Source organism: Hyphomonas sp. CACIAM 19H1, assembly GCF_003325995.1.
Taxonomy (GTDB): Bacteria; Pseudomonadota; Alphaproteobacteria; order Caulobacterales; family Hyphomonadaceae; genus Hyphomonas; species Hyphomonas polymorpha.
This window is the reverse complement of the sequence record NZ_CP016437.1, coordinates 800,509-822,840: the sequence shown is the minus strand read 5'-3', so window position 1 is coordinate 822,840 and position 22,332 is coordinate 800,509. Positions and strand designations below refer to the sequence as shown.

At 63.1% G+C, this 22,332-nt stretch carries 21 protein-coding genes; 7 read left to right on the top strand and 14 right to left on the bottom strand.

The window, feature by feature from the left end:
* Nucleotides 1-324: 324 nt before the first annotated feature.
* A complete protein-coding gene (locus BBF93_RS03965; protein ID WP_162786394.1) occupies nt 325-2,217 on the top strand; it encodes a polysaccharide biosynthesis protein in 1,893 nt (630 codons plus the stop codon).
* Between the two features lie 83 nt (nt 2,218-2,300).
* Here BBF93_RS03965 and BBF93_RS03960 read toward each other — a convergent pair whose 3' ends face one another.
* The 6 genes from BBF93_RS03960 to BBF93_RS03935 are packed head-to-tail and all read right to left on the bottom strand — an operon-like array spanning nt 2,301 to nt 5,260.
* Nucleotides 2,301-3,017 carry a DUF1428 domain-containing protein gene (locus tag BBF93_RS03960; RefSeq protein WP_114105037.1) on the bottom strand — a complete coding sequence of 239 codons (717 nt, stop codon included), beginning with the start codon at nt 3,015-3,017 and terminating at the stop codon, nt 2,301-2,303.
* 12 nt (nt 3,018-3,029) lie between these two features.
* A complete protein-coding gene (locus tag BBF93_RS03955; protein ID WP_206742185.1) occupies nt 3,030-3,518 on the bottom strand; it encodes a VOC family protein in 489 nt (162 codons plus the stop codon).
* A gap of 26 nt (nt 3,519-3,544) precedes the next feature.
* Nucleotides 3,545-3,754 carry a DUF4287 domain-containing protein gene (locus tag BBF93_RS03950; RefSeq protein WP_114105036.1) on the bottom strand — a complete coding sequence of 70 codons (210 nt, stop codon included), beginning with the start codon at nt 3,752-3,754 and terminating at the stop codon, nt 3,545-3,547.
* Complete coding sequence (locus BBF93_RS03945; protein WP_035601947.1) at nt 3,751-4,233, bottom strand: VOC family protein; 483 nt, start codon at nt 4,231-4,233, stop codon at nt 3,751-3,753. Before BBF93_RS03945 ends, BBF93_RS03950 begins: the two co-directional genes overlap by 4 nt.
* Nucleotides 4,234-4,245: 12 nt before the next feature.
* Nucleotides 4,246-4,584 carry a YciI family protein gene (locus BBF93_RS03940; protein WP_035601944.1) on the bottom strand — a complete coding sequence of 113 codons (339 nt, stop codon included), beginning with the start codon at nt 4,582-4,584 and terminating at the stop codon, nt 4,246-4,248.
* Nucleotides 4,585-4,600: 16 nt separating this feature from the next.
* Nucleotides 4,601-5,260 carry a glutathione S-transferase family protein gene (locus tag BBF93_RS03935; protein ID WP_114106989.1) on the bottom strand — a complete coding sequence of 220 codons (660 nt, stop codon included), beginning with the start codon at nt 5,258-5,260 and terminating at the stop codon, nt 4,601-4,603.
* A gap of 123 nt (nt 5,261-5,383) precedes the next feature.
* On the opposite strand from BBF93_RS03935, the gene BBF93_RS03930 reads away from it, so the two are divergent.
* Both BBF93_RS03930 and BBF93_RS03925 read left to right on the top strand, forming a co-directional pair.
* Nucleotides 5,384-5,830, top strand: a complete 447-nt coding sequence (locus BBF93_RS03930; RefSeq protein WP_114105035.1) for a MarR family winged helix-turn-helix transcriptional regulator — start codon at nt 5,384-5,386, stop codon at nt 5,828-5,830.
* 215 nt (nt 5,831-6,045) lie between these two features.
* Nucleotides 6,046-7,704: an NAD+ synthase gene (locus BBF93_RS03925; protein WP_199288434.1), complete on the top strand. Its 1,659-nt coding sequence runs from the start codon at nt 6,046-6,048 to the stop codon at nt 7,702-7,704.
* 21 nt (nt 7,705-7,725) lie between these two features.
* Here BBF93_RS03925 and BBF93_RS03920 read toward each other — a convergent pair whose 3' ends face one another.
* On the bottom strand, nt 7,726-8,556 hold the full coding sequence (locus tag BBF93_RS03920; RefSeq protein ID WP_114105033.1) for a hypothetical protein: 831 nt from the start codon (nt 8,554-8,556) through the stop codon (nt 7,726-7,728).
* Between the two features lie 131 nt (nt 8,557-8,687).
* Between BBF93_RS03920 and gltX the strand changes: the two genes are divergently transcribed.
* A complete protein-coding gene (gene gltX / locus BBF93_RS03915) occupies nt 8,688-10,025 on the top strand; it encodes a glutamate--tRNA ligase (RefSeq protein ID WP_114106988.1) in 1,338 nt (445 codons plus the stop codon).
* Between the two features lie 7 nt (nt 10,026-10,032).
* On the opposite strand, the gene BBF93_RS03910 is transcribed toward gltX, so the two are convergent.
* On the bottom strand, nt 10,033-11,142 hold the full coding sequence (locus BBF93_RS03910; protein ID WP_114105032.1) for a pectin acetylesterase-family hydrolase: 1,110 nt from the start codon (nt 11,140-11,142) through the stop codon (nt 10,033-10,035).
* Nucleotides 11,143-11,214: 72 nt separating this feature from the next.
* Nucleotides 11,215-11,607: a YkvA family protein gene (locus tag BBF93_RS03905; protein ID WP_233349264.1), complete on the bottom strand. Its 393-nt coding sequence runs from the start codon at nt 11,605-11,607 to the stop codon at nt 11,215-11,217.
* Nucleotides 11,608-11,740: 133 nt separating this feature from the next.
* Between BBF93_RS03905 and BBF93_RS03900 the strand changes: the two genes are divergently transcribed.
* Together BBF93_RS03900 and BBF93_RS03895 are read left to right on the top strand one after the other, a co-directional pair.
* Nucleotides 11,741-12,196, top strand: a complete 456-nt coding sequence (locus BBF93_RS03900; RefSeq protein WP_114105031.1) for a hypothetical protein — start codon at nt 11,741-11,743, stop codon at nt 12,194-12,196.
* A 100-nt stretch (nt 12,197-12,296) separates the two neighbouring features.
* Complete coding sequence (locus BBF93_RS03895) at nt 12,297-12,779, top strand: Lrp/AsnC family transcriptional regulator (RefSeq protein WP_035601937.1); 483 nt, start codon at nt 12,297-12,299, stop codon at nt 12,777-12,779.
* Nucleotides 12,780-12,797: 18 nt separating this feature from the next.
* Here the strand turns inward: BBF93_RS03895 and BBF93_RS03890 are convergent, their stop codons facing one another.
* Entirely contained in the window at nt 12,798-15,299 is a 2,502-nt protein-coding gene (locus BBF93_RS03890) for a Rid family hydrolase (RefSeq protein ID WP_233349263.1), read from the bottom strand.
* On the bottom strand, nt 15,296-16,825 hold the full coding sequence (locus BBF93_RS03885; protein WP_114105030.1) for a hypothetical protein: 1,530 nt from the start codon (nt 16,823-16,825) through the stop codon (nt 15,296-15,298). Before BBF93_RS03885 ends, BBF93_RS03890 begins: the two co-directional genes overlap by 4 nt.
* Before the next feature lie 169 nt (nt 16,826-16,994).
* Here BBF93_RS03885 and BBF93_RS03880 point away from each other — a divergent pair, with 169 nt between their 5' ends.
* Nucleotides 16,995-18,242 carry an aminotransferase class V-fold PLP-dependent enzyme gene (locus tag BBF93_RS03880; protein ID WP_114106985.1) on the top strand — a complete coding sequence of 416 codons (1,248 nt, stop codon included), beginning with the start codon at nt 16,995-16,997 and terminating at the stop codon, nt 18,240-18,242.
* A gap of 4 nt (nt 18,243-18,246) precedes the next feature.
* On the opposite strand, the gene BBF93_RS03875 is transcribed toward BBF93_RS03880, so the two are convergent.
* Genes BBF93_RS03875 through BBF93_RS03865 form a run of 3 tightly spaced genes read right to left on the bottom strand, consistent with a single transcriptional unit; the run spans nt 18,247 to nt 22,313 of the window.
* Nucleotides 18,247-19,818: a S10 family peptidase gene (locus BBF93_RS03875; RefSeq protein ID WP_114105029.1), complete on the bottom strand. Its 1,572-nt coding sequence runs from the start codon at nt 19,816-19,818 to the stop codon at nt 18,247-18,249.
* On the bottom strand, nt 19,815-20,774 hold the full coding sequence (locus tag BBF93_RS03870) for an ornithine cyclodeaminase family protein (protein WP_114105028.1): 960 nt from the start codon (nt 20,772-20,774) through the stop codon (nt 19,815-19,817). The genes BBF93_RS03875 and BBF93_RS03870 overlap by 4 nt, the downstream gene beginning before the upstream one ends.
* A gap of 15 nt (nt 20,775-20,789) precedes the next feature.
* Nucleotides 20,790-22,313: a S10 family peptidase gene (locus tag BBF93_RS03865; RefSeq protein WP_114105027.1), complete on the bottom strand. Its 1,524-nt coding sequence runs from the start codon at nt 22,311-22,313 to the stop codon at nt 20,790-20,792.
* Nucleotides 22,314-22,332 lie beyond the last annotated feature (19 nt).

The window sequence follows — 22,332 nt, the reverse complement described above, 5'->3', positions numbered from 1 at the left end:
GGCCTGGTTGCCGAGCCGGAACTCCATCTTTGTTCCGTCCTTCCATGGCATCCCAACCTCCCGCCAAAGCGAAAAGTGTTACCCATGTGTCCGGTACAATCTGTCACCTATGTCTCAGGTCGCTCACTTCCGCCAGATCGCCTGCAACTACTACAGGATGCGCGAGAGATCAGGAGACCGCCTTAACTCTGCCATGGAAATGCTCTATTTCCGTCCGAAAGAATTGGCCATTGATACCCGGTTTGAAGCTTTGCATTTTCAGACCCAAGGTGGCAGAACTCGGGTGGTTCGTTTCGTACGGGCGAGTGTGAGGGAGTATCAGACGTGACACCCAGAGACGCCGCTCGGCGTGCCATGGCTTTGACGCTCACGTTTGACATCGCCATGGCTGGCGTTGCCATGACGGCGGCCCATCTTGATACACATCTCAGCCATGAAGGCGGTGTGCCGTTCAATGTGCTCGGCTGGCTGCTTGGCACGGTCGCCTTCATGCTCGCAGCGGCGGCTGCGCTGGTGCTCGGCGGCATCCACCGGCAGGTGTGGCGCCATATGGGCGCGCCTGATGCCTGGCGCCTGGTGCAGATCATTGCCCTGACTGTTCTGTTCTACCTCCCCGTAATGGTAACCCTGAACGGTACCCTGACGTCGCCTGTGCCCACCCTGCTGCTGGGCATCGGTTTCTGGACCGTGGCCCTCTTCGGCGGACGGATGGTTGCGCGCTGGCGCTCGACCCAGCGCCCGATGCAGATTTTCCAGCAATTGCCGAAGGACGGCCAACCGATTCTGCTGCTCGGCAATCAGGACAGCTGGATCGAGGTCCTGCGCCGCCTTGAAGGGCGCACGTCCGATCAGGCCGTGCGCGTGCTGGGCCTGGTCGAGATGGACGCGCACGAGCCCGGACGCGCCGTGCGGGGCGTGCCCATCCTCGGCAGCCTCAAGGAACTCAACGACATCATCGAGATCATGGTGCTGCGCTATGGCGAAACGCCGTGGGTCGCGCTCACCGGCACGGCCCGGACACCCGAGGTCATGCTGCAGGTTCTCGAAGTCACCTCGCGGCACGGTGCGGAGATCATGGCGCTCGGCCATGACGCGGCCGCCCAGGTTCTGGAACCGCTGCGTCCGGCGGACCTTCTCGCCCGTCCCGAGCGCCATCTCGACATGCAGCCCGTGCGCGGGATCCTCACGGGCGCCCGGGTTCTGGTAACAGGCGGGGGCGGCTCCATCGGATCGGAACTGGTCCGTCAGGTGGCCCGCGAAGCGCCTGCCGAGCTGACGGTCATCGATTTCTCCGAATACAATCTCTACCAGATCGAGATGGAGCTGAAGCGCAACTGGCCGCTGCTGAAGATCAGCTGCCATCTCGGCGATATCCGCGACGAAGCCCGGATGCTCGATATCTTCATGACGGCCCGGCCTGATACGGTGATCCACGCGGCCGCGCTGAAACATGTGCCGCTGATGGAGCGCCATGCCTGCGAGGCCATCCTGACCAATGTGGCCGGCGCGCGCATCGCTGCCCAGTCAGCCGTTGCTGCCGGTGCCCAGCGCTTCGTCTTCATCTCCACCGATAAGGCCGTTGACCCTGACAATGTGATGGGTGCCACCAAACGGCTCGCAGAGCTGTGCATTGGCCGCATCCTGGCTGATTCGAACGTGGCGGGCGCCATGGTCCGCTTCGGGAATGTTCTGGGCTCGTCGGGATCGGTTGTGCCCCTGTTCGAACGCCAGATCGCGCAGGGCGGCCCGGTCACCATCACCGATCCGGACGCAACCCGCTTCTTCATGACCATCGAGGAGGCCTCCGCCCTCGTGCTGCAGGCGGCCGCGCTGCAGAAAAATGCCGGCGAAGCTGGCCTCTATGTGCTCGACATGGGCGCCCCCATCCCCATCCGCCAGCTGGCCGAAACGATGATCCGCCTGAAGGGCAAGGTGCCCTATGTGGACGTCGCCATCGAAACCATGGGCCTGCGCGAAGGCGAAAAACTTCACGAAGAGCTGACCTATCCGCATGAAGCCCTGCTGGCGACGCCGATCAGTGGCGTTCAGCAGGTCTGTTACGAAGACACGCCCAACGAGCTTTTCAGCAAGCAGGTGCTGCAGCTGATCGAAACTGCCCGCAACCATCAGCCCGCCGAGGCCGTGCGCCTGCTGGGCGTGCTGGTGCCGGAATATGGCTCGGAACGCGCCGAACTTCTCTATCGCAAGCTGGCCTGATCCTCCCGCAAAAAAGGGGCGCCGTTGAAAGCGCCCCAGTCAAGAGAGTCGAGCTTGGTTTCAGGCCAGGCGGCCCTGCCTCCTCAGACATCCACCAGCGGCACGAAGCTGCCGAAAATCATGCGGCTCATATCTACGCCGGCCGTGTGCGGACCAAATTCTTCCATTCGCGGATCGGCCATGACCTTTTCCCATGCGGCATCGCGCGTGGCCTTGTCCTTCCAGTTGATCCAGGAAAAAACCACCGTTTCATCGGGCTTGCGCAGCACGGCCATGTGGAAGTCATTCACCTTGCCCTCCGGCAGGTTGTCGCCCCAGGCATCGACCACTGAAATGGCGCCATACTCCTTGAACAGAGCCGCCATCTTCTCGGACGCCGCCGTATAGGCTTCGCGCTTGTCGGCCTGAACCGGCATCACCGTGCCGTCTATATAGCCGATCTTCGCGGTCGGGTCGCCCACGATCGTCTGGAACCCGCCAATGATCATCCGCTTGCCGTCAAACGGCATTTCGGGAAATTCCTTGCCTTCCATATCGGCCATCATCTGCCGTTCGGCCTCGTCGCTGGTCTTCTTGTCCGGCCATACGACCCAGGAGAAAAGCGATGTTTCGTCTTCCTTGCGCATCACGGCAGAGTTGATCGAATTGATCTTGCCATCGGGCACTTGATCGCCCCAGCCTTCCACCATGTTCAGGGCTCCATAGCCCTTGAACATCGGCCAGGCCTCTTCGGCCTGCTTGCGATAAGCTTCCCTGTTCGCCGTCGGCGCCGCCAGCAGAAATCCACTTACATAGGTCATTGCACTTACTCCTTATTGCATCCCGTCCATCGCCGCCTTTGCGGCCGCTTGCATTTCCTCGGGCGATTTCGGCGGCCAGATGGGTGTGGCAATCGACCAGTGATGGCCGAACGGATCTTCCACAACGCCGTAGCGGTCTCCCCAGAACTGGTCCTCCACCGGCATCACGATCTTCGCACCCGCCTTCACGGCGCGGGTGGCCACGGCATCCACATCGTCCACCATCAGATGGATGACCACCGCCGTACCGCCATAATGCTTGGGCGAATGCCCGCCCATCTCCGGATACGCATCATTCAGCATGATCATGCAGCCATTCAGGCGGATCGCGGCATGCAGCAGGCGCCCGTCCGGCCCCGGCAGGCGCATCATCTCCTCGGCGCCAAAGGCAGCCTTGTAGAACTCGATCGCCTCTCCGGCCCGCTCGCAGGTAAGGTGCGGAGTTACAAGGCCGATGCCCATTTCAGCGGCAATTTCGGCTACTGGTTTTCTCGCCGTCATGGCAGTCCTCCTTTATCCGTATAAAGCTATTTGTTTCCAGCCTTGTGCGCGGCCACCAGCGCGTTGGCGTGCCCATGGCCGAGGCCATGCTCCGCTTTCAGGGCCGCCACGATGTCCATATGTTTGGCGCCCGCCATGCCATCTATGATGCCCATCCAGTGGCTCACAGGCTTGCCATACGTCTTCTCGATAGAGGGGAAATAAGACGCCGGGCCCTTCACCTTGTTCTCGCTCATTGCACGCCCTCCCCGGCAAAAGCCGCCTTGATCCCGGCAATGTCGATCTTGCGCATCTGCATCATCGCCTGTTGCGCGCGCCGGCCTGCTTCCTGGTCTGCGTCACAGATCAGCTTCGGCAGGATTTCCGGCACGATCTGCCAGGCCACGCCATACTTGTCCTCCAGCCAGCCGCACATGCTCTCCTGCCCGCCGCCTTCCAGCAGCGCGGCCCACAGGCGGTCGGTCTCTGCCTGATCTTTCGTCAGCACAGAGATGGAAGCGGCCGGCGTCAGCTTGTACATGGGCCCGCCCGTGAGGATCATCATCGGCGCGCCGGCCAGGGTGAACTCCACCACCATCGGGTCGGCCGGATTGCCATGCTCGAACACGCCGTCAATCCGGCTGTCCGGCAGCAGCGACACATAAAACTCTGCCGCTTTCACCCCGCCCGCCTGAAACCAGAGACAGGTGCGTACTTTCTTTTCCAATCCGTTCATTTCGGGCCCTTTCTAGCTTGCGGGATCAAAGGCAAATTCGCGCAGTTCCTGCGCACACCGGCAGGCCACGGCGATCTTCCTCGCCCATTCCACAGCCTGTTCGCGCGTTGCCACTTCAAGCACCGTGAAACCGCCCTTCAGACGGCTCCCGGCATAAATCTCAGGAGACACGGCCCCATCCGCGAACACGCGCACAGGCTCAACTTCCTCATTGATCCCGCCACCGAAGACATAGACCCCCGCCGCCTTGGCTTCCTCAATCACCGCATGCGACTCGGCCACGACAGCCGGAAAGTCTTCCGCCGTCACCACCATCGCCTCGCTCGGAAAGGAAATCAGATATTTGGTCATCCGCTGCCCTGCCTGCTCAGAATCCCGCCGGGACTTCGGCCCCCGCAAACACGCTCAATTGCGCCTCCAGCGCCCGCTTGAAGGCCGGCCGCGACACGCATCGCTCGCAATAGGCTGCCAGATCAGGAAAGCGGTCAAATCCGCCATCGCGCTCAATCTCGCGCAGCACGCTGGCCATCAGAAGGTCAGCAGCGGTGAAACGCTCCGCCTCCAGATAATTCCGCCCCTTCAGCCAGCGGGAAAGCTGTTTCAGGCGCGCATCCATCATCGCCCGCGCGCTTTCCAGATAGCCTGCCGCCCAGGGCGCCTCACCATGGAACAGCCGCGTGCCCATCACATTCGCCACGGACGGCTCGACGGAGTTAAGCGCCGCGAAGGCCCAGCTCATGACACGCGCCCGCGCCGCCGCATCCTCCGGCATCAGCGCCGGCGATCCTCCGGCAATATGCAGCACGATCGCGCCGGATTCAAACAGCTCGGCCCGATCATCCCGGTAAACCGGCACCTGCGCAAAGGGCTGGCGCGCCAGATGGTCCGGCATGAGTTTCTGCTGATGGTCGATCAGGCGCTCCGTATACGGCAATCCCGCCTCTTCAAGTGCCCAGCGCACGCGCAGATCCTTCACGAACCCCTGCGCAAAATCCGGCACCCATGTATAAGCGGTCACTTCCCGCATCCTGTCCTCCATCATCCCATTGGCGGCGCGAGGCGCCTGCCTGTCTGCCTCCCGGCCTTCCACCGGAAGCTGATGCGCGTTTCTCATTGACAAATACGTTGATGTCAACATATTACTTTTGTCATGAAAAAGACACTGCCTTTCGAGACCACGCTTGAGGTTTACAATCGCTGCCTCTGCTTTGGCATGCACCGGGCCGCGCGCACGCTGGCGCGGCGTTTCGATGCCGCCTTCGCCCCGCTCGGCATCAGCCATGGGCAGTATTCGCTGATGGTGTCGCTCAACCGGCCAGAGCCCCCGCGCCTGGGCGAAACCGCCGTCTTCCTGGCGATGGACCGCACGACGCTGACGGCTAATCTGAAACCGCTGGAGCGGCTCGGCTATGTCGAGATTGTTCCGGACAAGGAAGATAAACGCTCCCGCCGCCTGATCCTCACGGACGCCGGCCGCAGCCTCCTCGCCGCCGCCGTCCCCATCTGGCGCGCCACGCATGACGAGGTGGACACGTACCTCTCCGGCAGCCCCAACACGCTGCGTACCCAGCTGATGGAAGTGGCGGCCAGCTACTGATACTCCCTGTCATCCCGGCCAAGGCCGCGCAGCGGCCGCAGAGCCGGGACCTTCTCAAGGATCGCAGAGCCCCTCACCCCAGCCTCGGATCGGCCCTGCGGGCCGTCCGGGATGACATTGGGGAAGGAACCTTATCCGCCCGCCTGTCCTGCCAATCCGGTATGCATGGCGCATCCCCTGATGACATCCCCGGCGCATCATCCTAAATGCTCATCATGAGCAATAATCTCCGCCTCCTCGCCGCCCAGCTCAACCCCGTTGTGGGGGATATTCAGGGCAATCTTGCCCTTGCCCGCCAGGCCCATGCGCAGGCCCGTCAGCAGGGCGCGCATCTGCTGGTGCTGAGCGAGCATTTCCTGCTCGGCTACCCCGCCGAAGACCTGGTGCTGAAACCTGCAGCGGTCGAACAGTCGATGGAGGCGGTCACGGCCCTGGCGGCGGACACGCAGGACGGCCCGGCCATCCTCATCGGCACGCCCTGGCGCGAGCAGGGCAAGCTGCACAATTCCGCCTGCTATCTGGAAGGCGGCGCCCTCAAGGCGCGCTATGACAAGCGGGAGTTGCCCAATTACGGCGTGTTCGACGAGAAGCGCCATTACCAGCCCGGCGAAGGCCCGCCGCTGATCATCACCCTCCAGGGGGTGCGCATCGGCGTGGCCATCTGCGAAGACATCTGGTTCGAAAACGTGCCCCGCGCCGCCCATGCCGCTGGCGCAGAGCTTCTGGTCGTGCCCAACGCCTCGCCCTGGCGCCGCGCCATCCAGGCTGAGCGCGCCGCCGCCTTCGATCGCTGGTCAGACCTGAAACTGCCCTACCTCTTCGTCAACCAGATGGGCGGGCAGGACGAGCTTGTCTTCGACGGCGCATCCTATGCGACGAACTCCACCCATGGCGCCCGCTGCGGCCTCATCGGCCAGTTCGAAACCGGCACGGCGCTGGTGGAGTTTGATCCGTCCACGAAACAGTTCGTGGGCCTCGGCAAGGGCTGCGCGGCAGACCTTGAAGGCTGGCACGCCGAATACCGCGCCGCCATGCAGGGGCTGGGCGATTATGTCCGCAAGAACAAGTTTCCCGGCGTCGTGCTCGGCATGTCGGGCGGCATCGACAGCGCCATCACCGCCGCCATCGCCGCCGATGCTCTGGGCCCGGACAAGGTCTGGTGCGTGATGATGCCCTCGAAATATACCAGCGAGCACAGCCTGGAAGACGCCCGCGCCTGCGCCCGCGCCCTGGGCTGCCGCTATGACACGATCAACATCCATCCCGGTGTCGAGGCGCTGGACGAGATGCTGGGCGATGCCTTCGCGGGAAAGAAGGCAGACATTACCGAAGAGAACATCCAGTCCCGCCTGCGCGCTGTCACGCTGATGGCGCTGTCCAACAAGTTTGGCCACATGGTCGTCACCACCGGCAACAAGAGCGAGATGGCTGTGGGCTATGCCACGCTCTATGGCGACATGTGCGGCGGCTACAATGCGCTGAAGGATTTCTACAAGACCGAAGTGTTCGAGCTGTCGAAATGGCGCAACACAATGGTGCCCAGGGATGGTCTGGCGCCTGGCGGGGAAGTCATCCCGGAGCGGATCATCACCAAGCCGCCCTCCGCCGAGCTGCGCGAGGACCAGAAGGACGAAGACTCCCTGCCGCCCTATCCGGTGCTGGACGACATCCTGCGCGGCCTTGTGGACCTGGAAGAAGATGTCGATGATATCCTCGCCCGCGGCCATGATCCGGCCACCGTGCGCCGCATCGAGCATCTGCTCTACATCGCCGAATACAAGCGCCGCCAGGCCCCGCCCGGCGTCAAGGTCGGCGGCAAGAATTTCGGCCGCGACCGGCGTTATCCGATCACCAACCGCTTCCGGGATAATTGATCCGCGCGGCCAGGCGGCCGGCTATTCCACCGGCGGCGGCTCGATGCTCTGCGCGGTCGGGTCAAGGCCGAAGGCTTCCGGGCTCATCATGGCACGGACGGTCTCCACCTCGTCGGGCAGGATGTCATGGGCTTCGCCATAGCCGGTGATCGGAGAGGGGTAGACGCCCTTTTCCAGCACGACTTCATCAAACAGCAGCCAGGCCTGCTTGCCGCCGAGACAGATCACGCGGACCCAGAGGTCTTCTTCATTCTCGATGGCGCCGATATCCGTGATCTCGCGCAGCTCGCCCTCATTGATATCGAACTCGCGGCCATTGAAGCTCATCACCGTGAAGCCTTCGCCGATATAGCGCAGATAGGTGAGCTGGTCGCCGGCCTTCAGGGCCAGCTTCTCGATGCCCGCATCGCCCACAAACTCAACCTCAGCATCTTCCAGAACCGTCACCGGCAGCTTTTTCGTGGCCACGAAATAGTCGAGGTCATCGGCCTTGTTGCGGGCATTATTCCACAGCTGATAGTTGGCGTATTGCGGCAGGAGGCAGGTCACATCCTGCGGGTCGGTCGGATTGGGGCGGGCACGGGCCGGCACGCGCACATCGGCGTCCAGAACGGCAAAGCCCGGGGGATATTCGCCCGGCCAGCCAGGGCTCAGGAACCAGTTGCCATCATAGCCCGAAAGAGCCGCATAATCTGTTGTCGGGGCTGCCGCAGGCGCAGCGCTTTCTCCTGCCGCGCCCTCCACAGGCATTTCAGCGCCAGGCGCAGCCTCCGGGCCCGCCGGGGCGGACACATCACTCTGTCCACACGCCGCCACAAAAAGGGCCGCCGAAAGAATCCAGCCGAATCGCATTTTCTGCTCCCATACCGTCCAGTAAAAATGGAGGTGAACCATAACAATAGCAAGAATATGACCGTGACGCTTGGCTTTTGGCGCAATTTGATGTCTCAAGCCACTTTCCCGAACCAGAAAGCCTGCTGCCCATGACCCGCCCCGTTGTTCGCTTTGCGCCCTCGCCCACTGGCCGACTGCATGTCGGCAATGTGCGTACTGCCTTGATTAACTGGTTGTTTTCGCGCGGGCAGCAGGGGAAATTCATCCTGCGCATCGACGATACCGACCTTGAACGCTCCACCCAGGAGAATGAAGAGGCCCTCAAAGTTGACCTTACCTGGCTCGGCCTGACCTGGGATGAGAGCTTCAATCAGTCCCACCGCTTCAAGGTCTATGACGCGGCCGCCGACAAGCTGCGCGCCATGGGCCTGCTCTATCCCTGCTACGAAACGGCCGAGGAACTCGACGTCAAACGCAAGATCGCCCAGACGCGTGGCCGCCCGCCGGTCTATGACCGCGCCGCCCTGAAACTGACCGCCGAAGAGCGCGCCGAGCTGGAAGCCAAGGGCCTCAAGCCCCACTGGCGCTTCAAGCTGTCGGGCGAGCGCGTCGAATGGAACGACCTGGTGCGCGGCCCGCAGAGCATCGACACGTCCTCGGTGTCGGACCCGATCCTCATCCGTGAGGATGGCAGCTATCTCTACACCCTCCCTTCGGTCGTCGATGACATCGAGGCCGGCATCACGCATGTGGTGCGCGGGGAAGACCATGTGACGAATTCCGGCGCCCAGATCGAGATCTTCCTGGCCCTTGGCGGCAAGGCGCCGGAGATGGCGCACACCCCGCTGCTGATCGGCGCTGATGGCGCGGCCCTCTCCAAACGCATCGGCTCGCTCTCCATGGGCGAGCTGCGCGCGCGCGGCTATGAGCCGATGGCCATCTGCAGCCATCTCGCCAAGCTTGGCACCTCCGACAATATCGAGGCGCGCAGCTCGCTGGAACAGCTCTGCGAAGAGTTCGCCTTCTCCAAGATCGGCCGCGCCCCCGCCCGGTTTGATGACAATGACCTCAACGCCCTCAACGCCGCGCTCGTTCATGCGATGCCGTTCGAAGCCGTCCGTGAACGGCTGGCCGCGCTGGACGCTCGCGCCGCTTCAGAACCCTTCTGGCTGGCCGTGCGCGAGAACTGCACCTTCGTGGCCCATGCTGCAGCCTGGGTGGAGATTGTCTTCGGGGAGCCTACTCCGCTGGTGGCCGATGAGGACAAGGAGTTCATCGCCGCCGCCGCCGCGCACCTGCCGGACGGCGAGCTGACCGGCGAAAGCTGGAGCGCCTGGACGAACGCGCTGAAAGCTGCCACCGGCCGCAAGGGCCGCGGCCTGTTCATGCCGCTGCGCAAGGCCCTGACCGGCCTGGAGCATGGCCCGGACATGGGCGCCGTCCTGCCGCTGATCGGCCGGGAAAAGGTGCTCCAGCGCCTCGGCTAGAGCGTCCCTAGTCGCAGCTCTGATCGCTCTGGCAGCTGACACTCGCCACGGCCTCGCCATTGGCAAGGCCGCGCACCCAGTCAACCAGCGTCACCCCGCCCGCTTCCTCCGTATAGAAACGGCTGAAGCGAAGCGAGGTGTGGGCATTGCCCGGCGCTTCAAAGGCGCGGATCGTTGGGATATCCCCGGCAAGGTCTGCATTGTTGGCCGCCAGCAACCCGCGCACGGGCTCGCCCGTCCCCAGAAGGGTCAGGAAGTCCTGTTGCACGGCGTCGTCCACATTGTCGAACCTTGCCATCTGCATTTCGGGATGGCGCGCGGCGGTCACGCGAAAGAAATCCTCCGTGCTTGCCGTCGCCTGGTCGATGGCGGCAAATTCCGGCCAGTCCGGCACGCCCTTGAACGCGCCCCAGGCCGCCAGCACGCCCGCAATGGCGGGAGAGCGATAGCCGCCTGCGCCATCCGCCATATGCACAACATCCGCCTGCGGATAATGATCCGCCACAATCCCGGCATAGTAAGGCGAGGCAATCGCCCCGGCGCTGCCACCGGTCATGAAAATGCGGCGGGCATCGGCGTGGTTGGCATATACCCAGTCGAGCGCGGCCTGCACATTCGCCTTGCCGCGATGGTGGACGGTCACCTCCTGATCCGCGCTTGTAGTGTAGGTTACATCGCCCCCGCCCAGATGGGAGTCGCCCGTGCAGTAAGGCACGAACACCTGCGTCCAGCCGGCAAACGGATTGGCGGGATTGGCCTCATCGAAGACACCCTCCAGCAGTTCCGGATTGTTTGAATCCATCTCGGCGAAAGGCGTGTAGGGCGTCGGCGCAGTCTGCAGGTCGCAAAGATCCCCGCTCCAGCAGGCGCCGCCGCCATTCAGGAAGACCATGACGCGCTCCGGGTCTCCGCTGCGCACATGGAAACGGAACGGCGTGCCCGTGGCGCACAGCGTGTCGCCGCCCGGCTCGATCGTGGCCCAGGGCTCCGCCTCCGGCACAATGGCAACCGATACCGGCGCCGCCGCTTCAGGGGAGACAGGCGGGCTCGCCTGACAGCCCGAAACAAGTGCCAGAAATGCCGGGGCCGCCAACAGCGCGCTGATGCGTGTAATCATCCAGTTATCCTCCCAATGGCTCTCCGGCCATCCATCGGGGGGCAGCTTAGACGCGGCGCCCAGCGCTGACAATCAGCCGCCGAACAGCAGCCGGAAAAGCAGGAACAGCAACACAGCCCAGATTGCCAGAAGCCCCAGAAGAATGAGGAAGATCAGCAGCAGGGGCCGCTTCACCCAGCGCCGCATGAACCGGTCTGCCTTCGCCCGGGCGCTCTCGCGGACGGGTTCGGGCAGGCGCTTGCTGATCTGGGAAACCATCAGCGGCACGATGATCAGATCATCCACCACCCCCAGCACCGGCACCACAATCGGAATGAGGTCAAATGGGCTGATGAGGTAGAGCCCGGCAAGGGCCGTGGCCAGTTTCAGCCCGCCCGGCGTCGCAGGGTGCCAGAAGGCGTGCCACAGCATCACCGTGTCCCGCCCGAAGGCCGCAAACCGCCGCTTCAAAATCGATAGAACCATTCGCGCCCTCCACCGCCTCTCATCAACTCACCGCTCCGGAGAAAGTTCAACGCCCTTGTCCGTATCCGGCCGCGATTATTGTTCTGAGAACTGAAGGCCCGGTTTGATGGCGGCCGCATGAGGAGCAAGGAAATTGATCAAGTCCCTGACACCCACGTTGGCGGCGCTTGCCGCCGCCCTGTTGCTGTCCGCCTGCGGCCAGGCCAGCGAGCAGCCCGCCCCGAAGATCAACAGCAAACAGGATACGAAACTCGCCGTCGCCACCGGCGACAAGGAATTTGACGCCACGATGCGCTGCTGGGCGCTGACGAACACCGCCTATTTCGTCCACATCGCACTCGGCAGTGGCCAGGCCGGCAACCTGCCCAACCCGGATGCGAGCATCTACGGCATCTGGCACAAGAAGCTCTCGATCATGGCCTATGACAAGAAAATGAGCCTTGATGCCTTCCAGGAAATGATGCGCAAGGCGAAGTCCTCCGTCGCCGTCTATTCCGTGGACGTGGAGCCTGAGTATGCGGCCGCGGTGCAGAAATGCATCGACACGACCCCGCCCCCGATCGATGCGCCTGATCCCTCCTGGCCATAATCCGGGCGCGCGGGCAGTCTATCGAATAGTTTTCATTCAGAATGGCAAAAATCAGTCTGTATAATGTTGCCTTTGGGCGCGATCTGGCTATTCTATAGCCATGAGCGAAGAACTTTCGATATTTGATATCAAGATCCTTGAGCAACTCCAGAAGGATTGCTCGGTCTCGACCGTGGAACTGGCCGATATTGTCGGCCTCTCCCAGTCCCCCTGCTGGCGCCGCCTGCAGCGGCTGAAGGATGAGGGCTATATCCGCCAGCAGGTGGCCATTCTCGACCGGGAAAAGCTCGGCTATGGCCTCCACATCTTCGCTTATGTGAAGGTCGCGCGCCTTTCGGAGAAGGATCGCGAAGTCTTCCTCCGCAAGGTGCAGAACACGCCCGAGATTCTCGAATGCTATTCCATCTTCGGCGAGATGGACCTGATGATGAAGATCCTCGCCAAGTCGATGAAATGGTATCAGGAATTCCTGATGGATTTCCTGCTGAACCTGCCGGGCGTGGAAAATGTCAATTCCACCGCCACGCTGGGCGAGCTCAAATCCACCACCGCCATCCCCGTGCGCGGCAACATCGCGCTTTAGGAACGGGCCTCTCTCCGGTTACGGATTAACCGCATAGGCCATGCACTCCACCTCGACAGACGCGCCCAGCGCCAGCCCGTCTGCGCCGAACGCACTGCGCGCCGGCATCCGGCCCCTGGTGAAATAGGCGGCGTAGACGTCATTGAAAGCCGGCCAGTTGCTCATATCGTCGAGCATCACGGTGCATTTGAAAATCTGGTCCATGCCCGCGCCCGCAGACGCCGCGACCCGGCGCACCGCTTCCATCACCTCAACCGCGTGATCGCGGAAATCATCGGAAGGCCCGCCGGCCTGCCCGCCGATCTGTCCGGAAAGGTAGATGATATTCCCTACCCGGACGGCGCCGGAAAAGGGAAGATCGTCTGCCCGCACTGACAATCCATCGGTAATCATCGGATAGTGCTGCACGAAGCTTGCCTCCGGGGTCGCCGCTTCTGCCGCCACAGGCTGCAGCTGCGGGGAAGCTGCCGTGGCCGCCTTTGCCTCCTCGCGCAGCAGCGCCGGGGGCGGGGCAAATGGCTTCACGCTCAGCGCTTCATAGATCTCTGCAGGGTAATAGACATCGCCATTGCGCACCACCATCCGCGCAGACCGGATCGCGTTGATATCCTCCAGCGGATTGCCCGGCAGCAGGATGAAATCCGCCAGCCGCCCCGGCGCAATCACGCCCAGCCTGTCGCCATAGCCCATATACTCCATCGGCGTCCACGCCGCGAGGCGCAGGGCATCGGGCACCGGAATACCCGCCAGCACATAAAGCTCGATTTCGCGGTGAACCGTGAAGCCAGTGCCATCATCCGTTCCCGGCAGAAGCGGGATGCCGGCATCGTGCAGCATCTTCAGCGTCTCCAGAACGCGGCGGAAACCTTCCTGATAGGCCTCATCCTCCGCCGCATTCGCCAGCGACACGAAGCTGCGCCGGCGATAGCGCTGATAGCTGATCGGCATGTGATCAAGATACGCCTTGTCGCCGTCTGCCACCGTGCCCGCACGGCTCAGCATAAGCCGCTCAAGGATAACCGCCGTCGGATCAAGCGCGGTGTTATTCTCCTGCATCCGGCGCACCGTGGACTGCACTTTTTCAGAGTCCAGATCGAGGGTCGCCCCGCGCGCCATCCCCGTCAGGCGCAGCGGCGTGCGTGTGTCTTCGGTGATGTCCAGCAGCCAGCCCAGCATCAGCTGGTTGACATGGGTCACCTCGTCAAACCCGGCATCGATCATGGCGTCGGCATTGGTGAAGGCCGGAATATGGCCGATCAGGCGCATGCCATGAGAATGGGCGCGCTCGCCCACCGCCGCCATCCAGGCCGGGTTCATGGAGTTATAGGATTTGATATAGCCAAACCCACGCTCCGCATACCAATCAACGGCCGCAAGCGCCTCTTCCTGAGAGGCTGCAATGATGCCATTGCGCGCCGAATAGGGGCTGCGCCCTTCGACAAAACCCGCCGGCGTGATGCGCGGTCCGGCCAGTTTACCGGCCTCCATCCGCGCCATCAAACTCTCCAGAGCGCTGTTTTCATTACCCATATCCCGGGTCGAGGTCACCCCCGCCGCCAGATAGTAGAGGCCCGAAGCCGCCGAGGAATGGGAGTGCATGTCAACGAGCCCCGGCATCACCGTGCCGCCTTCGCCATCAAACACCGTGGTCACGCCCTCGGGCAGCGCGCCCTCAGCATAGGGTGAGATACCGGTAATCGAATCGCCGCTGACCGTGACAACAGATGGCCCGCTCAGCGTCCCGTCCCGCACATCCAGCACACGGACGTTCACAATCGCATAGGGCCCCTCAAACCGGTGCAGCAGGCTGTGGGCAAGTTCTTCGGATCGGGCGGAATTGATGTTGCGCGCCAGTTCCAGCAGCGGCTGAACGCTGCTCTCAAATCCCTTCCGGATCACCGCAGATGTCTCGCCAAAGCTGGCGAAGAAGCTGCCATCGCCGTCCAGCGCCAGAAGGCTGGGGCTCATATCGATGCCCGACAACCGGTAAACGCTTACCGCCACGGCGCTGTCGCCCGCGGGAAGCTGCACGTCCCGAACTTTCTCCAGGAGGATCTCGCCGCCCGGCAGAACAGGCATGCGCCGGTCATCATCGGCCAGCAGCGCGCGGGTATACACATATTCCGCCCATGGACTTCCATCATTGACGGCATACAGCGCCGGCTCGGGAAGGTTCACCCGTCCCGTATCTGCCTGGCTCATCCAGCGGGCAACGCCGTCATTGATCGCGAAGGACTCCTCCACCTGCGCGCCCATAAGCGACGTGCCTTCGATCAACCAGCTGACGGGCACACCCGCCTCGTCCACGGCCAGCTGTTCCTTATGCTTCGGCCCGCGCCCATTGCTGTCGACATAATAGTCGATCTTCGCATTCCGGCCGGTTTCCTCAACCTTCAGATGGCCGACGGATTCGCCGTTCTGGATGATCGCGTATTCAAAGCGCGCCGTCTGCGCAAAAGCGGCCGGCAGCACCGTCAGGAGGAAGGCTGCGGCCAATGCCGGGAAAAGTCGGAGGATCATTCTGCGGTCTCCTGCAGGGGAAGGGGCGCCGACCGAACGGCAGCCTCAATAAAGGAATATAGCTGATCGGCTATGCCCGCCTTCAGCGCGTCTTCATCATAGGGGGAATGCCCGCCGGGCAACGCCACCAGCTCCACCCGGTCCTGCGGCAGGCCGTTATGGGTCAGCGCATAGCGCGTCCCGAGCAGGGTTGTGGCAAGGTCCCGGTAACCGGCAAACACCAGAAGGCGCACAGCCTCTTTCTGCTGCATGTATCTGCCCAGGGCCGGCGCGGTACTCACATAGAAACGCGGGGATTTTTCCGAAGCCCGCCAGTCCCACAGGAAATTGGCGTCCAGGTTGAGCGAGCGGTATTCGTCTCCCCGCTGAACACCTGCGGCCTGCGCAAGGTAACCTGCAATCTCCGCCGAAAGGATCACATTTGACCGGCCAAGGCCGAGGGAGGGATCATTGGCAGCGGCGGGCCGGTGGGAGTTTGCCTCCGGCGGCGGCAGCGGCGAGGTCACCCCGGTATTCAGCCGGCTGACGAGCAATCCGTCACCCGCCAGCAGCGTTTCGAGGAAATACTGGATATCAATGCGCAGGTCTGCCGCTTCCACAGCCTGCGCAGAAAGCCCTGTCATCGCGGCGATTTCCCCGGCCACAACCGCCTTTTCGTCCGCGCCGATCTCATCTCCCTTCTGCAGGGCGATCAGATAGTCGCGCTCGGCATAGGCCCGCGCCTTCTCCCAGCTCTCTGCTTCACTCTCCGCCTCAACCGCAGAGCGGCCATAGCGCCAGGCCGTCGCCGCCATGGTGGGCAGCGTGAACACATGGCCAAGATCGGTCTGCCCCGCTGCGCTGTCGAGCGCAGGCGACACCATCACCAGGCCGCGCACATCCAGATCGGTGACCTTTGCCACAAGATTGGCAAGCCGCGTGCCGCCATAGCTCTGGCCCGCCAGGATCAGCGGCGCATTCTGCCGGTCATTCTCGGCCAGCCAGTTGCGGATGAACCAGTTCACCGCCTCCACATCGCCCTCAACGCCCAGATAGCGCGCCTGCCCATCTTGGGAGTTGGCGCGGCTGAAGCCGGTATCCACGGGATCAATGAAAACCAGGTCGGCTGCCCGGAGGATGGTATACGGATTGTCCGGAAAGGCGCCGCCCGCGCCCCTCGCCTTCGGCCCCATCGAGAAATGCAGCGGCGAGGAGGAGGCCCCTGGCCCGCCATTGAACAGGAACATCACCGGCCGCGCGCCGGGGTCGCAGGCACACTCGGCCAGATAGGCCGTGCCGGAAATCGTTGCGCTGCCTGCGCCCTCTTCCGGGTCAAGCTGCAATTCACTCCAGGAAACCGAATAGCGGAGCGGCGCGCCGCCAAAATGGTCCGCCACGCTCTGGGAAGGCCCGCCGGCATACACGGTCCAGGCTGGGCGCGCGGCCGCCGCCTGCCCCTCCGCCGCCAGCGGCGTCGCGCACGCTCCGGCGAGGAACGCGGCCGCCACTGCAGCTAAAACGAGTCGAACCTGAGAAACCTTACGCATCTTCCAGACTTTCCACGCGCGCCCGGAAAATTCCTATGCCTATCGGCCATATCTGAACAGACCGCCCGGCACATTCATGCGCAATCCCTCAAAGGAATGCATGATCCATTCGCCGCGCCGCGTTATAATGAATGATAGCTTCCGGCTGCCCCTCATTGCGGAGATGCATATGTCAGAAATCACCCGCCGCAACTGGCTGGCCCTCAGCGCCGCAACCCTTGCCGGCGCCGCCGCCTGCCGCAGCACAGCAGACGCCAGCCCGGCCGCTGCCCAGCCGCCATCTTCGCTGCCAGACCGGAGCAATTTTGACCTTGAGGGCGTGTATCTGAACGCGGGGTCGCAGCACCCGATCAGCCGCCCCGCGCGCGCCTCGCTGGAAGCTTACCTGCAGAACCGCGCCCACCATGCGCCGGGCGCCGGCTATGAACTCGGCAGCAGCGCCGCCGTGGAAAAGTTCGCGCGCCTCGTAAACGCCGATCCCGACGAGATCACCTTCGTGCAGAGCACTACCACCGGCGAACAGATGATCGTCCGCTCTCTGATGCTTCCGGCACCAGGCGCGCGCGTCGTCACGGATACGCTCCACTTTTTCGGTTCCGTCCCGCTCTATATAGAACTTGGCAAGGCGGGCTGCGATGTTGCCTGGGTAAACCACAAGGATGGCCGCATCCTGCTGGAAGATATGGACCGCGCCATCACGCCCGGCACGCGCCTCGTCGCGCTCTCGCTCGTCTCTACCGTGAACGGCTTCCAGCATGATCTGAAGGCCATCTGCGATCTTGCCCATGCGCGCGGCGCGCTTGTCTATGCAGACATTATCCACGCCGCCGGCTGCGTGCCGGTGGACCTGCATGCGAGCGGCGTCGATTTTGCCGCCTGCGCCAGCTATAAATGGCTGATGGGGGATTTCGGTCTTGGCTTCCTCTATGTGCGCCGGAGCGCCCGGGAAGCGCTCACGCGCACACAATATGGCTATTATGGCGTCAGCAGCTTCACCAGCCACGTCTACCCATTTGATCCGCCGGGAGACGAAGTGGCAAGCTACGCCTTCCCCGACACGGCAACCGGCCTCTTCGCGCTCGGCACCTACTCCCACACGGCCGTCGCCCTGCTCAACGCCTCGCTCGATTACATCGCATCAATCGGTGTAGAGACGATCCAGCGCCATGCCGCAGCGCTCACCACACGCCTCAAACAGGGCCTGCTGTCGCAGGGTTATACCCTGATGACGCCGGAGGAAGCAGCAACGCCTCTGGTGGCCTGCGCCTATGAAAACGCCCGCGCCCGGATCAGCCCGAAACTGAAGGAAGCGGGCATCACCACCACCGTGTCCGCAAACCGGTTCCGCCCGTCCGTCTCGGTCTTCAACACCGCCGAGGATATCGACCTCTTCCTGGCCGCCATCGGCCCGGCCTGAGAGATCACTTCTCCAGAAACGCCCTGAGATCAGCCGAAAAGGCTTCAGACGTTCCGCCCAGATACAGCATATGTCCGGAGGCATAATCGGTAAACGTCACCCGGTCCTGCGGCAGGCCCGCCGCCGCGATTGAGGCGCGCGCATCCGCCGGTGTCGTCACCAGGTCATAATAGCCAGACGCCACCAGAACGCGCAGATCCCGATTGCGCCGCATGGCCCAGGCCAGGTCGGTGGCATAGCTTTGCCCTTCCGCCACGCCGGCGCGCGTCCAGTTCCAGCCAAACAGCAACTCCCGCCAGCGGATCGACGCATAGGGCCGCCCCAGGCTGACTTTCAGATCATCGCGGAGCATCTGATGAAACGCCGCCACAAATCCGGGCACATAGCGCGTCATCGCCGGATCATCCGCCACCGGATCACCCCCGCTATGGGCCAGCGGCAGCGTATACCGGCTGTCATACATCCCGATTTCCAGCCCGCGCGCCTTCAGGGCGGCTTTGGCATAGCTGCGCTCGTCGATGTAGAGATCGTCGCCAATCGCGCTCTCCGGCAGGCCGGTCAGGCGGGCGAGATCGCTCAGGGTCTGGGTCCGCGCCTCCCCTGCCAGCGTTCCGGCAAGGTGCGCCCGCAGGGCCGGCTCATAAACGTCCCGCGCATACGCCGCCGCCGCATCATAGATTTCCACCACGCCGCCAGCGGGCATCTCCACCAGCCCGTGAAAGGCAGAGGTCGCCGCAATCCCCGGCAAAGACCGCGCCTGCTTCCCGGCCAACTGTTCAGCCGCCATCTCGCCGCTCGGCTGCCGCGCCTCCAGCGTCGTTCCCAGAAGGATGATCCCGTCCAGCGTGATCCCCCGCATAAGCCCGGTATAAATCGGCCCGCCCATCAGCGCGCGGGGCAACACCGCCGCCCGCATGGATCCATAACTTTCTCCGAGTACGTACTTTGGCACGTTCCAGCGGCCATATTCGCTGAGCCAGAGTTCAATGAACTGCGCCACGGCCTCGGCGTCTTCATCGACGCCCCAGAACATTTTCGGATCAGTGCCGTTCAGCGGCACACTGAAGCCTGTGCCCACCGGATCAATAAAGACGAGATCGGCCACATCCAGAATGCTGTTCGGATTGTCCTCCAGCCCGAATGGCGGCACATTCGACGGATTCACATCCGCGTCCAGAACAACGCGGCGCGGCCCGATGGCGCCCATATGGATCCAGACAGACGCTGATCCCGGCCCGCCATTGAAGACGAAAACCACCGGCCGGCGCGCGTCCTGAATATCCGTCCTCAGATAGGTGAAGGAAAAGATGCTGGCCGTCGGCGCGCCATTCATGTCGCGCAGCCAGGTGTCGCCCGCAATCGCCTGATAGGAAATCGTCTGGCCATTTGCCACCAGCGTATGCTCGGTCACGCTGCGATAGGGCGCGGCCTCGGCAGGCGCCGCGACCGGGCCTTCCGCCGCCTGCGCGGCCTGAACTGGCACCGGCGTCGCAGTCTTCTCGCCCGTTTGCGCGCAGGCATTCAGTGCCAGGATGGCCGCCGCGCAAACGCCTGCCTGAAAGCCAAACCGTGTCATTGCCCACCTTCTTTCCGGATCATCTCATAAACATGATAGCCCGCCGCGATATCCTGCACGATATGTCCGAGAGATTTATAGATCGTGATCTCCTCCGGCCCCTTCCGGCCCGGCACATTCCCCAGGACAACGTCGCCGATCTCGCCCAGGAGATGCGCTTCGGTTACCGCGCCGCTGGCCATCGCATGGCGCAGCTCCGCGCCCTGCGCCAGCACCGATGCGCGCGAGTCGGCAAAGAACCGCCCCGCCGCCACCAGCGCATCGTCAATCTCGCGTGGGCCATCAAAGCTTGACCCGACCACATTCACATGCGCGCCAGGGCTGACCATGCCGGCGGTCAGGATGGGCTCGGCCGCGCCCGTCACCGTGCAGATCACATCGGCCTCCGCCACCGTCCCGGCTACTTCGCTGCAGCTGGCGCAGGCAATTCCTGTTCGTTCACTGATCTTCTCCGCCAGCGTGCGCGCGCGGTCCGGGCTGCGCCCCCAGATGCGGATTTCGTCAAACGGACGCACTACCGGCAAGGCGCAGGCATGGTGCCAGGCCTGCTCGCCCGTGCCCAGAATGGCAAGGATGCGCGCATCTTTCCGTGCAAGAACATCTGTCGCCATCGCGCTCGCGCTCGCCGTGCGGATCGCCGTGACCATGCCCGCCTCAAGCTGGCAGAGCGGCGCCCCGCTGACCGGATCAAAGATCACCACGGCGCCCTGATGCGAGGGCGGCCCGCCCTCGGCGCGATGGGGCATCACGGAAACCAGCTTCGAGCCGAACGGCCCGCCCGGGCCCAGCGTGCCGCCCATGATGCCGAACATCCGGCCCTGATCGAGCGGCAGAATCTGCCGCAACATCTGCTTCGTCTCACCCGAAGACAGCCGCGCCATCGCCGCCCGCATCACCTCGATACAGTCTGCATAGCCCAGCGTCTGCGCAATCTGTTCCGCGCTGATGAAAATCACGCCCGGCCTCCAGTCTCAGTTGCCCTCATCATTCCAGCCGCGGATCCAGAACCGGATATCATTGCCGAAGGCCTCGGCCGAGCTTTCAACCGAATAGGCCATATGCCCGCCGATATACTTCCCGCTCCGCACACGGTCTTTCGGCCAGTCGGACTGGTCAATCAGATAGTCGGCCGCGCCCACGGTCGTCATCGTGTCGTGATAGCCGGTGCCGACGAACACTCTGAATGCGGGATATGTGTCAAACGCCGCCTGAAGCCTTTCGGCATAAGCAAAATGTGCGAAAGGCGAAGCCCCGCCCCAGCGCCAGGCATCAAAGTTTCCGGCGCTGAAGGAATTCACATAGTCTTCCTGCGGCAGATCACCGAAGGTTTCCTTTGCATAGGCCGCAAAGCCGTCGCTATAGGCCTGTTGCAGAATGCCGGAGGGATCTCCACCCTCGCTCAGCGGCCCGGTATAGCGCCCATCACTCCGCCCGAGGATCAACCCCTGATCCTTCAGCAGCTCCACCCGGAACTGCTCCTTCGAAATGCGCAGCCGGTTCTCGATATAATAGGCAGATGGAATGCCGGTATATGCCTCAAGCTTCCCGGCCACGTCCGCCAGCTCTTCCGGGGTAATGCGCTGTCCCTTGAACAGCGCGCCCAGATATTCGGCCTCGCCAAAGGCTGTCACGTCCTCGAGAAAGGCTTCAAAGCTGCGCCCCTGCTGATCGACCTTTCCGAGATCCCAGGCGATGGCCGCCAGCGTGGGCAGCGAGGCGATATAGCTGAGAATATTCTGCTTGCGCTGGGAATATTCGATGATGTTGACGGCCTGCCCCATCAGGAACACGCCCTGAAGGTTCATTGATCCGTCCCCGGCAATCTGCCCGGCCGCTTCAGCGGCGCGGTGGGTGCCATAGCTTTCGCCCAGAATGAACACCGGGGCGCCTGCGCGGCCGTGCTTCTCCAGCCAGGCATTCGCAAAGGCCACAAACTGGGCGGCATCGGCGTCAATGGAAAAATATTTCGAAGCGTCTTCCCCGTCCGCCACGCGGCTGAAGCCGGTGGAGGCCGGATCAAAGAAGACGAGGTCTGCCGCGTCCAGCGGCGAATAGGGATTTGCCACCAGGCGGTGGTCTTCCAGCGGCGCGGAAAGATCCTCCGGCACGAAAACCCGCTGCGGCCCGAGCGCGCCCATTTGCAGCCACAGAGACGCTGAAATCGGCCCGCCATTGAAGATGAACAGCACCGGCCGCTCATCCGGCGCAGCGCCGGTATCGGCAGTGTAGGAAATTGTCACAAGATCAGCTGGCGGAAGATCTTTCCCCGGCGCAATTCTGACCCGCTCAAGCGCGGCAGTATAGGCCACCTCCACCCCGCCAAACACGCCGCTTCCCGGCACGGCAATGTCCCCGGCAATGAGCGGCGCGGCCTCTGCCACCGGCGCCGCAAGCGCGGCTTCGGGAACAGGCATCGCAGGCTGCGCGCTGACGCAGCCCGCGAGAAGAGATAGCGCTGAAATACCGGAAAGAAGGCGCCAGGCAGTCATGGTCATGGTGTCTGGCACCTCCTTT

Bases quoted from the DNA above. Each gene is read 5' to 3' on its own strand.
- BBF93_RS03880 (WP_114106985.1), top strand. From the start codon at position 16,995: ATGTCAGAAATCACCCGCCGCAACTGGCTGGCCCTCAGCGCCGCAACC.
- BBF93_RS03945 (WP_035601947.1), bottom strand. From the start codon at position 4,233: ATGAACGGATTGGAAAAGAAAGTACGCACCTGTCTCTGGTTTCAGGCG.
- BBF93_RS03920 (WP_114105033.1), bottom strand. From the start codon at position 8,556: ATGCGATTCGGCTGGATTCTTTCGGCGGCCCTTTTTGTGGCGGCGTGT.
- BBF93_RS03960 (WP_114105037.1), bottom strand. From the start codon at position 3,017: ATGACCTATGTAAGTGGATTTCTGCTGGCGGCGCCGACGGCGAACAGG.
- BBF93_RS03925 (WP_199288434.1), top strand. From the start codon at position 6,046: ATGAGCAATAATCTCCGCCTCCTCGCCGCCCAGCTCAACCCCGTTGTG.
- BBF93_RS03950 (WP_114105036.1), bottom strand. From the start codon at position 3,754: ATGAGCGAGAACAAGGTGAAGGGCCCGGCGTCTTATTTCCCCTCTATC.
- BBF93_RS03885 (WP_114105030.1), bottom strand. From the start codon at position 16,825: ATGCGTAAGGTTTCTCAGGTTCGACTCGTTTTAGCTGCAGTGGCGGCC.
- BBF93_RS03875 (WP_114105029.1), bottom strand. From the start codon at position 19,818: ATGACACGGTTTGGCTTTCAGGCAGGCGTTTGCGCGGCGGCCATCCTG.
- BBF93_RS03895 (WP_035601937.1), top strand. From the start codon at position 12,297: ATGAGCGAAGAACTTTCGATATTTGATATCAAGATCCTTGAGCAACTC.
- BBF93_RS03935 (WP_114106989.1), bottom strand. From the start codon at position 5,260: ATGCGGGAAGTGACCGCTTATACATGGGTGCCGGATTTTGCGCAGGGG.
- BBF93_RS03865 (WP_114105027.1), bottom strand. From the start codon at position 22,313: ATGACCATGACTGCCTGGCGCCTTCTTTCCGGTATTTCAGCGCTATCT.
- BBF93_RS03940 (WP_035601944.1), bottom strand. From the start codon at position 4,584: ATGACCAAATATCTGATTTCCTTTCCGAGCGAGGCGATGGTGGTGACG.
- BBF93_RS03905 (WP_233349264.1), bottom strand. From the start codon at position 11,607: ATGGTTCTATCGATTTTGAAGCGGCGGTTTGCGGCCTTCGGGCGGGAC.
- BBF93_RS03955 (WP_206742185.1), bottom strand. From the start codon at position 3,518: ATGACGGCGAGAAAACCAGTAGCCGAAATTGCCGCTGAAATGGGCATC.
- BBF93_RS03910 (WP_114105032.1), bottom strand. From the start codon at position 11,142: ATGATTACACGCATCAGCGCGCTGTTGGCGGCCCCGGCATTTCTGGCA.
- BBF93_RS03890 (WP_233349263.1), bottom strand. From the start codon at position 15,299: ATGATCCTCCGACTTTTCCCGGCATTGGCCGCAGCCTTCCTCCTGACG.
- BBF93_RS03930 (WP_114105035.1), top strand. From the start codon at position 5,384: ATGAAAAAGACACTGCCTTTCGAGACCACGCTTGAGGTTTACAATCGC.
- gltX (WP_114106988.1), top strand. From the start codon at position 8,688: ATGACCCGCCCCGTTGTTCGCTTTGCGCCCTCGCCCACTGGCCGACTG.